Genomic DNA, 14,063 nt, shown 5'->3' with positions numbered 1-14,063 from the left:
CATGACAATTTACCAGTATATACGATGATAAAGACCATGCAACTTTCCTTTTATACGTTTTAAATCGAAAAGCGCTTAGCTAGCAAGCAAGGTTTCTGCCGCGTGCGACTGCATATGGAATAATTTTTGGCTCAGCCCTGCTCTGTCAAAGCGGTATCGTATATAGCCAGCGATGTCGTCCTCGTGTGACGAAATTATTAGCTGTCTATCCCGCAGCTCAGATCGTAACAAATCAGTTAGTGATGCAATATTAATTTCATCAAGAGACTGAGCTGGGTCATCAATCAACACAAAGGCGTTCTCTGAATAGACACGATTCAGAGACAAGAAGAAAGACAAACTCAAAGCTGAGAGCTGCCCAGAACTCATTGACAATGTTGCGTCATGCTCTGAATGTTCCGCGGTGCAAAATTGCAATTGTTTTCCATCGCCGTAGTCGATAAATAGACCTAGTCCACGTTGATAGTTTTGTATTAAGCGACCACTATAAATATGGAAAATTAGCTCAATATTAGAAATTGTTCTAGCAGCGTAATCTCGCTCCACTTCAGTTAAGGAAGTTTTGAGACGAGAAATTCGGTCTTTTGCAGCAGCCGCAGCATCGTAATTATTTTTCTTCATCACAAAGCTTTGCTTATAGGCTTCAAGCGCAACATTTTGCTTCATCCGATGTTTAGAAATTACATAATCATTTTTTTGAACGACCGCCCCAAGATCAAGACCATAAAAATCATCGAATTTAGAAAAGGTATCGCGGATGACACTATCCCAACCAACGGGTGGTGCAACTCCTTCCGCTTTCTTTTGGGCTCTCATCTTCGCTATAAGATCGTCTTTCCTAGCCAAAAGTTCAGCCAAGTCGATGGTGAACACAGCGCTATAATCTATATTTTGAGTTGCGAGTGATTTATTCAAGACGGCAATCTGCTCAAAACTGTTTAAGTTTCTCCCAAGTTCGACAAATAAATCCTTTTGAAAAATCTTTTCTATACCTTCAACCTCAGCTCCAATAATTGTATTCATTGGCACGATAAATGCTGAAATTTGCGCATGTACCGCTTGAACTTGACTGGCTAACACTCCTACCTCACCATTATAAATCTCTGTCGTATCATTGATTGCCTTTGTGAGATTTTTTACTGTTTCCCAATCTGCTCCACATAAAGCGCAGTGAGCTTCTTCCTCGCCGAAGGCCTGCCGATGACCAACTACTAATGTATTACGAATCTCGTTAAGCTTTACAATCTGAGCAGCGCGGCCATTTAATTGGCTTGTGAGCGCGTCACGATTTGCGATAGCCGCCACAATTTCTTCAGCAACCGATAGGCCTATTGCTCTCACGGACTCTAAATCAGTGACATTTATAGTATCAGGTGATTTAGAAAGAGCTGTTCCGCCTTTAGTTAGTAACGCGAGCCGCTGGCTTTGCGCAGTTAAAGATTGATACTGAGCTATGTGTTTCCCCACCGCAACCGCCGCTAAAAGAAGCGCATCGTTTTCGACAATGTAACGTTCAATTCTAGAATTGTTTACACGAATACGAATTTCATCTTTCTGGGATACTAACGCAGTAAGGATTTCGAGCTCGGACGTATAGTTCTGGTACTGCTGAACATCTAATTGGCTGAAAGGCTCGGTCAAGTCCCACCCTGGCGCGGGTTCCCTTGAACTAATTTTCTTATATTCGACACCCTGACCTGATGACTGATTTGCTACCGATAGCTCGTTAATTTTTCTTTGAAGCTCATCAATAGCGGCACGCTCAGTTGGAGAACAAGATGACGCAAGGCGTCGCTCAACCCTCGAACACAATTCGATTTGGTCTTTAGTATCTTTCGTTTTAAGGAGAAGCTCTAGGGCTTGCTTGCGCTCAGTAATTTTTTGCGAAAAAATAAACCGACTTTGACCCTGCTGAAGATAGTTCAACATAGCATAGTTAGCGCAAAAATTCTCTCCAAAGTGTTCATCAAAATAATTACTCGAAAGTTCAACGCCAAGTTCTGCGGCGTCGATACCATCAATTTTATGAAGTTTAAATATGCTAAAGTTATCCGCTTTATTATTTGGTGGCTTTTTTAACTCACTCACTTTTGCCACCCTGGAAAAATACATTTTTTCGCCAGTATCAATATCGACTATTTCGCTCCTTATTTCCAAATCTTTATCACCGAGCTTATTATTCCAGTATAGGTTGTCTTTGTAATTTTTTTTCCCCGCAGTCATTACCACGCCATAAAGTTCAGAAATGCGTGAAATTTTCCCAGTCAATAACAACTCAACAGCATCAAAAACAGTCGTTTTTCCGTAGCCATTGGGGCCATCCAACGTTAATAACGAACAGGCTTCAAAATCAAAATTTACAAATGAAAATGCTTTAAATGCTTGAATTTGCAGCTTTGATATTTTCCAGTTCTTCATTTATAAGTTCCTGTGCGATTAATTCGACATCGTAACGGTTCGAGACCTTCACTACTGTGCTTAAGGTGCCGGACAACCCATCCTCTGCTAGACGTGCAAAGACACTGTCGGTCAGCGCTTGTAATATTTTCGTAGAGCGTGGAACAGCCAAAAATGGTAGTTTAATGAAAGTTCGGGCAGCAATACTATAAAACGATGGTTTTAATGGATTTTTCTTATAATCAGCAAACTCGGCCATATTAAGTATTATTTCTGAAAAATTTGCAAAATCCTTACCGCAAATCGCCTTTTCCTCAGCATCTGAAAAATATAGAAAGTATTTCTTAAAATGATATGGATCTTCTTCGTACTCTAAGGCGCTATCTTCAATTTTTTTAAAGTCGGATAAACTCTCAAGTTTGTGTATCAAAACCAGATCACAATTTTTATTAAATGATGGTTCAACACGAAGAGATTCCGGCAACCCCAACATAATTTGCTCATGAATTTTGTCTATGGAGTCCAAAGCGGAAATTTTCTTAATTATCAGATACCGTTCAGCCCGCCCATCCTTCCTCGCAAGGAAAATCGAATTATCGAGTTCCGAAACGACCGTAAAAGACTGAGAAATAGCCGCTTCTACCAAGATATTTTTAAGCATTTAACTCTTTCTTTGCAGTTTCTGTCGATATTATTGAAACTGGGATCTCTCGGATTATATTAGCCGCAAGCTTTTGGCGTTGATGAATAGAAGTAATCTTATCAGATTCGCCGACCATTGCAATTTCGCCATGTGGATCCGAGCCAGTAATTAGCGTATTATATTCATACAATACACTTGCCAACTTGGGATTTTCACGAATTCGCTCAAGCAATTCTTTTTTAAAACTTGGTGCCCATCTATCCTTGAGCGTGACGGAAGTCGGCAAATATCTTTTCAGGTCTTTTACATAATGAGGCAATCCATTTAACGATATTTTCCTGGTAATCTCTATGATTATATCTATGTATGCACGAATATCATCTGGCCTGAATATATCGGACTCGTTGCCATTCGGCCTCAACGAGTGCATTACCAACTGAAGATCATCGTCATGCATACCGTAGATGAATCGATAAACGGCCCCGCAATCTTTAATTTGCTCCAATGAAAAATAGCCGGTATTGTTGGCAACGTACCATTCGAATGCATAGGAAACTGTCATCCTTAATTTAATTAGTAGGTAAGGAATATCACTCGACGCATTAAAATCGGTCAGAACTATGTCTTCCAAATCACTGCTTGGTATTATTTTTGTATAAGCCGCGTTATTTTGAGTATCGCCACTGTGGATTGCGGCATGAATCTCAACAACCTTTGAGGTAATCAATTCAGAAAGATGGCAGTATTTACGATCAAGCAAAATTTCGGTACAAGGCAAAGAATTTTTTATTAGATACTCTTCTATTTTTCTTCTAGTAAATTTTTCGATATCCTCTAACTTGCAATGAGATTCCGAACCATATTGATAAAATTTTACAACGCCACCCGCTGAATTAGTGTAATTACTGGTATCATCTATTTCGTTCGCGATATGAAAATAACGTTGCGTAGCTGCGTTGCAGTCAGTATCTATCTTGCTAGACTTGCTCAACGCCTTCTCGAATGCCGAGCGATAGGAGGAGATTTTCGCTTTTACTTGATGCACGGAGACCGCGTTACCTTGATGATAAATAGCGAAATCGTCGGTGCTATCTAGCTGAAGGTGGAAGTTCACGAGTGGAACTCCAAGAAAAGACTTGTCGCAGAGTAAGCAAATTGAGTGATACAGGGCAACTTTCCCCTGGTACGCAAAACCTCCCCACGAAGATATAGCGCTCTCTGGCAAAGCAATAGTCACTTCGACTCCCAATTTATAGTTAAATTCCTTGTGGAAATATACCTCAAGATTAAGGTTGAAAAGTATCTAAAATGCAAAAAATCGCGTGTGGTGAAGTTGATACTGTGAGATATTACTGAAAATGCAATATTTCGGCTCGCACAGCGAGTGTTCGTTGGACTCTGCTAGCTCTTCTAAAGGGCCACCAAGAGCACCTGCCTCTAACGCCCCGAGAGTCTGGCTACCACTCCATTGAATGACAAACAGGGCCGCCGCAAGGGTCAGATCTGCCATTCGGACACGGACTCACGCAAAGGTGAAGTGATACATGCTCATTCGAAAGTCTAATTTTGAGTGTTACGTTAAGCACCGTAGGTGCGAATAAGCAGGTGGGAAGTTAGCTAACCGAAGGTTAGCTAACTTCACCTATCCTGCCCCGCTTCGCGCAGCGACTAAACCACAAAAATCGTCGGACACAACTTCGACCAAACCATTTTTTTACAGGTACGAAAGCAAATTTAGCAGGAATGTATGCCGAAACTAGCACGGTAGTTCCGCCCTTTACAGCGACTGAAACCCTTAAATCACCGGGTAATACCTCGGTCGAACCATTTTTTTGCAGGTACGAGAGCAGATTTAGCAGGAATGTATGCCGAAAGTAGCACGGTTGATCAGCGGCAATAGGCAGCGTCCAAGTGGGAACATTTGACATGCATCTGGGCCGACCTTGATCAATGTCAGCAACAAATTTTCATAGTCTGCTGTACGAGTACTACACGGCAATAGCGCGTTTCTCATCCAATGACTGCGCCTGTCTGCACGGACAGAAAAACATCTTCCCTGGAGGTCAGTCAAAACGATTGCTGGAAGTTATTGATGACGCTGGATTCAAGCAGTCGCATACGCATGTGGCGACTGTACTGCAAAAGGGAAAATGAAATCCAGTCGATGACAATGCATCTATCGCATGAAGAATACGCCGTCGATTGCCCAATTTTTAGCTGCTAAAGCTTCCACGAACCGGCTCCTGTGTCCAGCCTTGATCTCACGCATAGTGCGCGGCAGGCTTGATCTAAGTGGCATGGCAGACCGATTCTTGTTGCACCAGTGATTCCAGCATTCGATACTGGAATCGCTTTTTCGGAATAATGATTGCGAGCGCGTTTAGACGAAGGACGAATCGGTCGCAGGGCAAGGCCTGCGGCATATGCCATTCGCCCCGGTGCTGCCGCTGGCATTTTTGATTCACGAAGGGGGACGCCATGAAAGCAGCGACAGCAGAATACCTGAAAGAGCGCCGCGTTGAACCTCGCATGGGCGAAGAGCGCTTCATCCGCCTGGGCGAAGTGCTGGCAACCTGCGGCAAGTCGCGCAGCAGCGTTTATGCGGGCATCAAGGAAGGCACCTTCCCTGCCCCCGTCAAGCTGCAGGGACGCTCCTCTGCATGGCTCAGGAGCGAGGTGCTACGCTGGATGCAAGCGTGTATCGAGGCCCGCAGACCTGCAGACACGGTATGCTCGATAATCGACACTTCATCAAGCACCAGGCCAATCGGCAACAAAGGGACCAGAGCCGAATGAAGCCGGGAGATACCGGGATACCTGCGGCATAGCGCCGTTCACTTCCGACGCTGCGCCACCCTGGCATCCCTCATGGCCTCATTCAAATCATCTTCATCAATGCCCAATCCAAGGCAGCCAAAGATGCTGTCGGCACAGTAGTCGTACAGCAAATCAATCACCTCTGCGCTGCGCTCCTTCTGGATTTTCTCCAGCATGACCTGCATGTCGCTTCGCACGGTTTCGTCGGCCTCGACGCGGCTCAGCGCCGGGAATACAAGGCCGTGCAACCGCTCCAGCGCTTGCCTGCCAACCTGGCTTACGCAGCGCTCTACCTTTCTATCATCCATGGCAACTGGAAGCAGGCAATGCCGCCTGACGGGCTTCGGTGGACGCATATGGGCCGCGTCGAACTCTGTGCGCGGATCCAGCCCGTCATGCAGCATCTGGCGGGCGACTGCGCGGCGGCATCGAGCAAGCGCCGACGAGACTTCCGGATAGTGGCCGAATGTCAGGGCATTTTCCTTGCCGTCCTTCTGGCGAAATTTCATGCGCCAGACCTTCGAGCCAGTCGGCATGACTTCAACATACAGGCCGTAGCCGTCGAATAACCTGAATGGTTTGTCCCCAGGCTCGGCCTGTATCAGCTGTTGCTCTGTCAGAGGTTCAATTCGTCTTGGCATGGCTGTCTCCTTAACGACGCGGCGCTGGCCACACCAGTTCCAGCGATCCATGATGGCCTGGCTTCGGCGTATCACCGCGTTCCACGGCTTCCAGGTAGTCGGCCCACTCCTGCATCATCTTGCGGCGCTCCGCCAGGAACTGGGCGCGGTCGTAGGCGCTGGCCACCTTGTCCTTGGGCGCGTGCGCCAGCTGGCGGTCCACCACTTCATGGCGGTAGCCCAGGCGCTCCTTGATGGTGCTCATGGCCAGCGCCCGGAAGCCGTGGCCGGTCATGCGGCCTTTGTAGCCCATGCGGGCCAGCGCCACCAGCAGCGTGTTGTTGCTCAGCGGCTTGTCGTGGTCGCGCTGGTTGGGAAACAGGTACATGCCGCGGCCGGTGATGGTGTGCAGCTGGCGCAGCAAGGCCAGCGCCTGGCGCGAAAGGCAGACGTGGTGATTGGTCGTGTCGGGGTTGACGGTCAGCTTGCCGCGCTTCATGCGCTGCCAGGGAATGATCCACTCGCCGTTCTCCAAATCGACTTCGCTCCATGGCGTTTCTATCAGTTCGCTGGTGCGCACGAAGATCAGCAGCATCAGGCGCAGCGCGATGCGCGTCGGCTCGAACATCCGCGCCTCGTTACGCGCCAGCGTGTCCAGGAAAACGGGCAATTCATCGGCATCAATGGCGGCGAAGTGCGAAACGCGCTTGGTCTTCAGGACGTCTTTCATGTCCACCACCAAGTTACGGTCGGCCAGGCCGCACTGGATGGCATAGCTGAATATCTGCGAGCAGACGGCCTTCAGGCGATGCGCGATCTCGGTGGCGCCACGCGCCTCGATCTTGCGCAGCGTGGCAATCAATTCGCGGTGCCGGATTTCCGTAATCGGCCGGTCGCCGATACTTGGGAAAATATCGGCTTCCAGGCGCTGCAGCATGTTCCGTGCAGTGCGCTCGCTCCACGTCGGCACCTTGTTCGCGTACCACTCGCGGGCGATTTTCTCGAAGGTATTGGATGCCTTTTCGGCGGCGAGCCGCCTGGCGTCGTCGCGGTGCTTGCCGGGATCGATTCCCTGCAGCTGCAAGCGGCGCGCCTCCGTGCGCTTTTCACGCGCCACCATGATCGAAATTTCCGGATAAGGTCCGAAGGTCAGCGTATTTTCCTTGCCATTCGATTGACGGAATTTCATCCGCCAGATCCGCGAACCGCTGGGCATCACTTCAACGTACAGGCCGCCACCATCGAACAGCTTGTATGACTTTTGCCTGGGCTTGGCATTTTTGACCTGGAACTCGGTCAGGGGAGGGATAATCTTGGCCATGGCTGTCTCCTCAGCATATGCGTCAGAAATCACTTTAGACCGGCGAATGAGGGCTTGGTTGCCAGACTTGGGGTAAGCTGATCTGTATCTAGCTCCGATTTTTGCTGGCTGCAGCTGGACAGTACTGGACGCCAGAATACAAAAAAACCGCTTTAGCACGGGCTAAAACGGTTTTTTCTGGACGTTCTTGGACTTCCTTGAACTGGCCAATTTGTATCCTTGGCGGAGAGAGGGGGATTCGAACCCCCGATAGGCTATGAACCTATACACGCTTTCCAGGCGTGCGACTTCAACCACTCATCCACCTCTCCTGCAGGCAATGCGTCTTACTTACATTGCGTACTATTTCTCGCTTGTCGCGAAGCCGCAGATTATAGCAAAGAATCTACGGACTGCCAAAGTTATTTACCGTGGGGTAAAAGTAGCGCTTCTACAGTAACCTCGTAAGGGCTGGGGTCGGACCCGGCGGGTCCGACCCCGGATGTTGGTTTGGGTTTTGGCTACCCAAGCAACATCAGGACGCTTCTTTGAGTTGCTCCAGAATCGCCGGATTCTCCAGGGTCGACACGTCCTGCGTAATCGTCTCGCCCTTGGCCAGCACGCGCAGCAGGCGGCGCATGATTTTGCCCGAGCGGGTTTTCGGCAGGTTGTCGCCGAAACGGATTTCCTTCGGTTTGGCGATCGGGCCGATTTCCTTGCCTACCCAGTTGCGCAGCTCCAGGGCCAGCTTCTTCGCTTCCTCGCCGGTCGGACGCGCTTGCTTGAGCACCACGAAGGCGCAGATCGATTCGCCTGTCGTGTCGTCCGGACGGCCCACCACTGCCGCCTCGGCCACCAGCGGGTTGGCGACCAGGGCCGATTCGATTTCCATCGTGCCCATGCGGTGGCCCGACACGTTCAAGACGTCATCGATGCGGCCCGTGATCGTGAAGTAGCCGGTGTCCTTGTTGCGGATGGCGCCGTCGCCTGCCAGGTACATCTTGCCGCCCAGTTCTTCCGGGAAATAGCTGGACTTGAAACGCTCGGGGTTGTTCCAGATCGTGCGGATCATCGATGGCCATGGGCGCTTTACCACCAGAATACCGCCCTGGCCGTTCGGCACGTCCTGGCCCGCTTCATCGACGATGGCGGCCATGATGCCCGGCAATGGCAAGGTGCAGGAACCGGGGACCATCGGCGTCGCACCCGGCAACGGGGTGATCATGTGGCCGCCCGTTTCCGTTTGCCAGAAGGTATCGACAATCGGGCATTTCTCGCCGCCGATGTTTTTGTAGTACCACATCCACGCTTCTGGATTGATCGGCTCGCCGACCGTGCCCAGCAGGCGCAAGCTCGTCAGGTCGTAGTTGCCTGGATGGACTTTCGGGTCCACGTCGGCCGCCTTGATCAGCGAACGGATGGCCGTTGGCGCCGTATAGAAGATGCTGACGTTGTGCTTCTTGATGGTTTCCCAGAAACGGCCCGCGTTCGGGTAGGTCGGGATGCCTTCGAACACCACTTGCGTGGCGCCCACGGCCATCGGGCCATACGCGATGTAGCTGTGGCCCGTCACCCAGCCGATATCGGCCGTGCACCAGAACACATCGTTCGGTTTGATGTCGAAACTCCACTTCATCGTCAGCGCGGCCCACAGCAGGTAGCCGCCGCTCGAGTGCTGCACGCCCTTCGGCGTGCCCGTCGAGCCGGAGGTGTAGAGAATAAACAATGGATGCTCGGCATCGACCCATTCCGGTTCGCATTGCGCGCTCTGGCCTTCGACCAGCTCGTGCAGCCATGTGTCGCGGCCAGCCACCATCGGCAGGTCGCTGCCCGTGCGTTGGTAGACGATGACGTTTTTCACGGACTCGCAGCCGCCCAGCGCCAGCGCTTCGTCAACGATGGATTTCAGTGGCAGTTTCTTGCCACCGCGCAATTGCTCGTCGCCCGTGATAACGGCCACGGCACCCGCGTCGATGATGCGCTCCTGCAGCGATTTGGCCGAGAAGCCACCGAAGACGACGGAGTGGGTGGCACCGATGCGCGCGCACGCCTGCATGGCGGCCACGCCTTCGACGGACATCGACATATAGATAATGACGCGGTCGCCCTTGGCGATGCCCTTGGATTTCAGGCCATTGGCGAACTTGCAGACTTTTTCGTGCAGTTCTTTATATGTTGCCTTGGTGACGGTGCCGTCGTCCGCTTCGAAGATGATGGCCGTCTTGTCGCCCAGGCCGTTTTCGATGTTGCGGTCCAGGCAGTTGTACGACACGTTCAGCTGGCCGTCTTCGAACCATTTGTAGAATGGGGCGTTGTCTTCGTTCAAGGTGCGGGTAAATGGCTTTTTCCAGCTCAGGTTCTCGCGCGCCAGCTTGGCCCAGAAGCCTTCGTAGTCGCGTTCGGCCTCGGCCACCATGGCGCGGTAAGCGTCCATGCCGGAAATCGTTGCCTGTGCGGCAAATGCTGCCGACGGTTCAAATACGCGTGACTCTTCTGGTCCCTGCTGCTGTGTGCCCTGCCCTTGGTTCTCTGTAGCGCTCATGCTTGTCTCCAGTGTAGTAATTGTTTGCTAACACGATAAGCCCCATGTCTTACGGACGCCTTACATGTCGCGTTTATGCAGCGTTTTACCCCTATCAAGGCTAACCATAAGCGCCTTCGGCAACAGGAGTCAAGGGGACGCCGTACAGTATTTTCGCTGGGAAAATGCACGGTGCGCCGCAGGTTCAATACCACTTGGTGTTTCATCAAACTGCATAATCAGAAGCAAGGCCATGCGCAGTAATCAACAGCAAGTGTAAAATGTCGGGCATGCCAAAAATTGGTATTTACTCCCCCAGGAAACCCCTACATGATCGACCACCTACCACCGACCACCAAACATACCAAGCTGCATCCGCTGTCCGCCTTCATCTTCATGTCGCGCTGGCTGCAGTTGCCGCTGTACCTGGGCCTGATCCTCGCACAATGCGTATATGTCTTCCATTTCTGGGTGGAATTGTCCGACCTGATCGGCGCCGTGTTCGGCAATGATGCGGCCCTGCAGCACGTCATCAGCGCCGTGACCGTGCCTGGCGTGCCGCCTCCCGTGAAGCTGAACGAAGCGACCATCATGCTGGTGGTATTAGGCCTGATCGACGTGGTGATGATTTCGAACCTGCTGATCATGGTCATTATCGGCGGCTACGAAACCTTCGTTTCGCGCATGCACCTCGATGACCACCCAGACCAGCCGGAATGGTTGTCGCACGTAAATGCTTCCGTGCTGAAAACGAAATTGGCGATGGCCATCATCGGCATCTCGTCCATCCACCTGCTGAAGACCTTTATCAACGCCACCGCGTATGCCAAGGAACCGAACGTGGTCATCGCGCAAACGGTGATCCACATGGTCTTCATCCTGTCCGCCATGGCGATCGCGTACACCGACCGCATCATGACGGTGACGCAGAACCAGGCACGACCGCATTAAACCCGAAGCCCATGGCTGCCAGCGGCGGCCATGGGCTTTCAGCAAAGAGTCTTACCCTTCTTATCCACCGCGAGAACACCATGACTGTCATAAAGCAAGAAGACCTGATCGAATCCGTCGCCGCAGCGTTGCAGTACATTAGCTACTACCACCCTGCTGATTACATCGAACACCTGGCGCGCGCCTATGAGGCCGAGCAAAGCCCGGCGGCGAAAGATGCGATCGCGCAAATCCTGACCAACTCGCGCATGTGCGCGGAAGGCAAGCGTCCTATCTGCCAGGACACGGGTATCGTCAACGTCTTCCTGAAAATCGGCATGGGCGTGCGCTTCGAAGGTTTCAGCGGCACCGTCACCGACGCCGTCAACGAAGGCGTGCGCCGCGCGTACAACTTCGACGACAACAAGCTGCGCGCTTCCATCGTGGCCGACCCGCATTTCGACCGCAAGAACACCAAGGACAACACGCCAGCCGTGGTGCACATGGAACTGGTCGAAGGCAATACCGTCGACGTGAAAGTGGCTGCCAAGGGCGGTGGTTCGGAAAACAAGTCGAAGATGATCATGATGAACCCGTCCGATTCGCTGGTCGACTGGGTCATGAAAACCGTGCCGACCATGGGCGCCGGCTGGTGCCCGCCAGGCATGCTGGGCATCGGTATCGGCGGCACGGCCGAAAAAGCCATGCTGATGGCAAAAGAGGTGTTGATGGAAGACATCGACATGTTTGAGCTGAAACAACGCGGCCCGCAAAACAAGCTGGAAGAACTGCGTATCGAGCTGTGCGACAAGATCAACTCGCTGGGCATCGGCGCGCAGGGCCTGGGTGGCCTGACGACCGTGCTCGACGTGAAAATCATGATGCACCCGACGCACGCCGCGTCGAAGCCTGTCGCCATGATCCCGAACTGCGCCGCCACGCGCCACGGCCACTTCGTGCTGGATGGCTCGGGCCCTGCCTACATGGAACCGCCATCGCTGTCGTCGTGGCCGGAAGTGCACTGGACGCCGGATACGGAAAAATCCAAGCGCGTCGACCTGAACACCCTGACGAAAGAAGAAGTCGCTTCGTGGACGCCGGGCCAGACCTTGCTGTTGAACGGCAAGATGCTGACGGGCCGCGACGCCGCACACAAGCGCATCCAGGACATGCTGGCCAAGGGCGAGGAATTGCCTGTCGATTTTAAAAACCGCGTGATCTACTACGTCGGCCCGGTCGACCCCGTGCGCGACGAAGTGGTCGGCCCTGCCGGCCCGACGACGGCCACGCGCATGGACAAGTTCACCGACATGATGCTGGAAAAAACCGGCCTGATCGCCATGATCGGCAAGGCCGAGCGGGGACCTGTCGCCATCGAATCGATCCAGAAGCACCAGTCGGCCTATTTGATGGCCGTGGGCGGTTCCGCCTACCTGGTGTCGAAAGCCATCAAGGGCGCGAAAGTGCTGGGCTTTGCCGACATGGGCATGGAAGCGATCTACGAATTCGACGTCGTCGACATGCCGGTCACGGTGGCTGTGGACTCGAAAGGCACATCGGTGCACAACACGGGTCCGAAGGAATGGCAGGCGAAGATCGAGCAACTCAATAGCGTGAGCAAGATTCCCGTGACGGTTGCTTAAACAAGCTCTACCATTAACGCCGCGCGGCAATCAGCGCGGCGTTTTTTTATCTTCCCGGTTCCCCATGACTTCTATTGCAAGCAATGCCCACCCTGACGCGCCCATCGGCATCTTCGACTCCGGCGTGGGTGGCCTGTCGGTGCTGCGCCATATCCGCGCGCAGCTGCCGCAGGAAGACCTGATTTACTTTGCCGATTCCGGCCATGCGCCATATGGCGACAAGACGGAGCAGCAGGTGATCGACCGTTCGCTGGCAGTGGCCGGCTACCTGCTGCAGCAAGGCGCCAAGGCACTGGTCGTCGCCTGCAACACGGCCACGATCGCCGCCATCAAGGCGCTGCGCGCGCGCTACCCGGACCTGCCCATCGTCGGCGTCGAACCGGGCCTGAAACCGGCGGCCGCCATCAGCCGCAACGGCAAGATCGGCGTGCTGGCCACCGAGCGCACCTTGCGCGGCGACAAGCTGCTGGCCTTGCGCGAACAAGTCAGCAGCGCGACCGGCGCCACATTCATCTTGCAGCCCTGCGTGGGCCTGGTCGAACGCATCGAACAGTCCGCGATGGGCAGCGACCCGCTCGACGCCACCAGCGCCATGCTCGAGCGCTATATCGCGCCCCTGCTGGCACAAGGCGTCGATACCCTCGTGCTCGGCTGCACCCACTACCCGTTCGTGCAGGACGCCATCGAACGCACGGTGCGCGCGCATACGGCGGAACCCGTCACCCTGGTCGACACCGGGGAAGCCGTCGCGCGCCAGCTGACCCGCCTGCTCGACGCCGCCAGCCTGCGCCGCGGCGGCAACGACGCCCCACGACTGCAGGGCTACACGACGGCCAAGGTCGAAGCCCTGGCGCAAGCCTTCGCCGGTTTGCTGGACTTGCACCCGCCCGTCGAACACCTGTCCGTATGAGGGAAAACAGGCGTTTTCATGCAATCTTTCGATTCTTTAAAAAAGACTGCATTTAGATTTGCCACTTTGCCGAGTTCTTTGTATAATTCGGCACCTGTTCAGCAAAACAGCTAAACAGGTAAGTAAGACAGTGGTGGCTGTAGCTCAGTTGGTAGAGTCCAGGATTGTGATTCCTGTTGTCGTGGGTTCGAGCCCCATCAGCCACCCCACAGAATAAAGAAGAGCCCGGTTTTCGAATCGGGCTTTTTCTATTCCAGAACCGCTTTTACTTCCTCCCCGATA

10 protein-coding genes and 2 tRNA genes are annotated in these 14,063 nt (G+C 52.8%); 5 read left to right on the top strand and 7 right to left on the bottom strand.

The window, feature by feature from the left end; translation table 11 throughout:
• Positions 1-75: 75 nt before the first annotated feature.
• The 3 genes from BLU39_RS19850 to BLU39_RS19845 are packed head-to-tail and all read right to left on the bottom strand — an operon-like array spanning position 76 to position 4,277.
• Entirely contained in the window at positions 76-2,418 is a 2,343-nt protein-coding gene (locus BLU39_RS19850; protein WP_092716048.1) for an AAA family ATPase, read from the bottom strand.
• Complete coding sequence (locus BLU39_RS28310; RefSeq protein ID WP_139178382.1) at positions 2,375-3,058, bottom strand: ABC-three component system middle component 1; 684 nt, start codon at positions 3,056-3,058, stop codon at positions 2,375-2,377. Before BLU39_RS28310 ends, BLU39_RS19850 begins: the two co-directional genes overlap by 44 nt.
• Positions 3,051-4,277: an ABC-three component system protein gene (locus tag BLU39_RS19845; protein ID WP_092716209.1), complete on the bottom strand. Its 1,227-nt coding sequence runs from the start codon at positions 4,275-4,277 to the stop codon at positions 3,051-3,053. Before BLU39_RS19845 ends, BLU39_RS28310 begins: the two co-directional genes overlap by 8 nt.
• 1,241 nt (positions 4,278-5,518) lie before the next feature.
• Between BLU39_RS19845 and BLU39_RS19840 the strand changes: the two genes are divergently transcribed.
• Positions 5,519-5,836 (top strand): helix-turn-helix transcriptional regulator, encoded by a 318-nt coding sequence (locus tag BLU39_RS19840; RefSeq protein ID WP_217635092.1) that lies wholly within the window; start codon positions 5,519-5,521, stop codon positions 5,834-5,836.
• 38 nt (positions 5,837-5,874) lie between these two features.
• Here the strand turns inward: BLU39_RS19840 and BLU39_RS19835 are convergent, their stop codons facing one another.
• From BLU39_RS19835 to acs, 4 genes are all read right to left on the bottom strand, one after another.
• Positions 5,875-6,498: a DUF4102 domain-containing protein gene (locus BLU39_RS19835; protein ID WP_175539367.1), complete on the bottom strand. Its 624-nt coding sequence runs from the start codon at positions 6,496-6,498 to the stop codon at positions 5,875-5,877.
• Positions 6,499-6,508: 10 nt separating this feature from the next.
• Positions 6,509-7,798 (bottom strand): tyrosine-type recombinase/integrase, encoded by a 1,290-nt coding sequence (locus BLU39_RS19830; RefSeq protein WP_092716042.1) that lies wholly within the window; start codon positions 7,796-7,798, stop codon positions 6,509-6,511.
• 220 nt (positions 7,799-8,018) lie between these two features.
• A tRNA-Ser gene (locus tag BLU39_RS19825) sits at positions 8,019-8,109 on the bottom strand.
• A 203-nt stretch (positions 8,110-8,312) separates the two neighbouring features.
• The gene (acs, locus tag BLU39_RS19820) at positions 8,313-10,319 is read right to left on the bottom strand and encodes an acetate--CoA ligase (RefSeq protein ID WP_092716040.1); all 2,007 of its coding nucleotides are present in this window, start codon (positions 10,317-10,319) and stop codon (positions 8,313-8,315) included.
• Positions 10,320-10,628: 309 nt separating this feature from the next.
• Here acs and BLU39_RS19815 point away from each other — a divergent pair, with 309 nt between their 5' ends.
• From BLU39_RS19815 to BLU39_RS19800, 4 genes are all read left to right on the top strand, one after another.
• Positions 10,629-11,249, top strand: a complete 621-nt coding sequence (locus tag BLU39_RS19815; protein WP_034760097.1) for a YqhA family protein — start codon at positions 10,629-10,631, stop codon at positions 11,247-11,249.
• A gap of 80 nt (positions 11,250-11,329) precedes the next feature.
• On the top strand, positions 11,330-12,871 hold the full coding sequence (locus tag BLU39_RS19810; protein WP_092716038.1) for a fumarate hydratase: 1,542 nt from the start codon (positions 11,330-11,332) through the stop codon (positions 12,869-12,871).
• Positions 12,872-12,935: 64 nt separating this feature from the next.
• Positions 12,936-13,781: a glutamate racemase gene (gene murI / locus BLU39_RS19805; protein WP_092716035.1), complete on the top strand. Its 846-nt coding sequence runs from the start codon at positions 12,936-12,938 to the stop codon at positions 13,779-13,781.
• Positions 13,782-13,914: 133 nt separating this feature from the next.
• Positions 13,915-13,990: transfer RNA gene (locus BLU39_RS19800), tRNA-His, on the top strand.
• The last annotated feature ends 73 nt before the right edge of the window (positions 13,991-14,063 follow it).

Origin of the sequence: Janthinobacterium sp. OK676 (assembly GCF_900103595.1) — a bacterium.
Taxonomy (GTDB): domain Bacteria; phylum Pseudomonadota; class Gammaproteobacteria; order Burkholderiales; family Burkholderiaceae_D; genus Janthinobacterium.
Note: the sequence above shows the minus strand (reverse complement) of the source record. Positions and strands in the feature narration are given on the sequence as shown.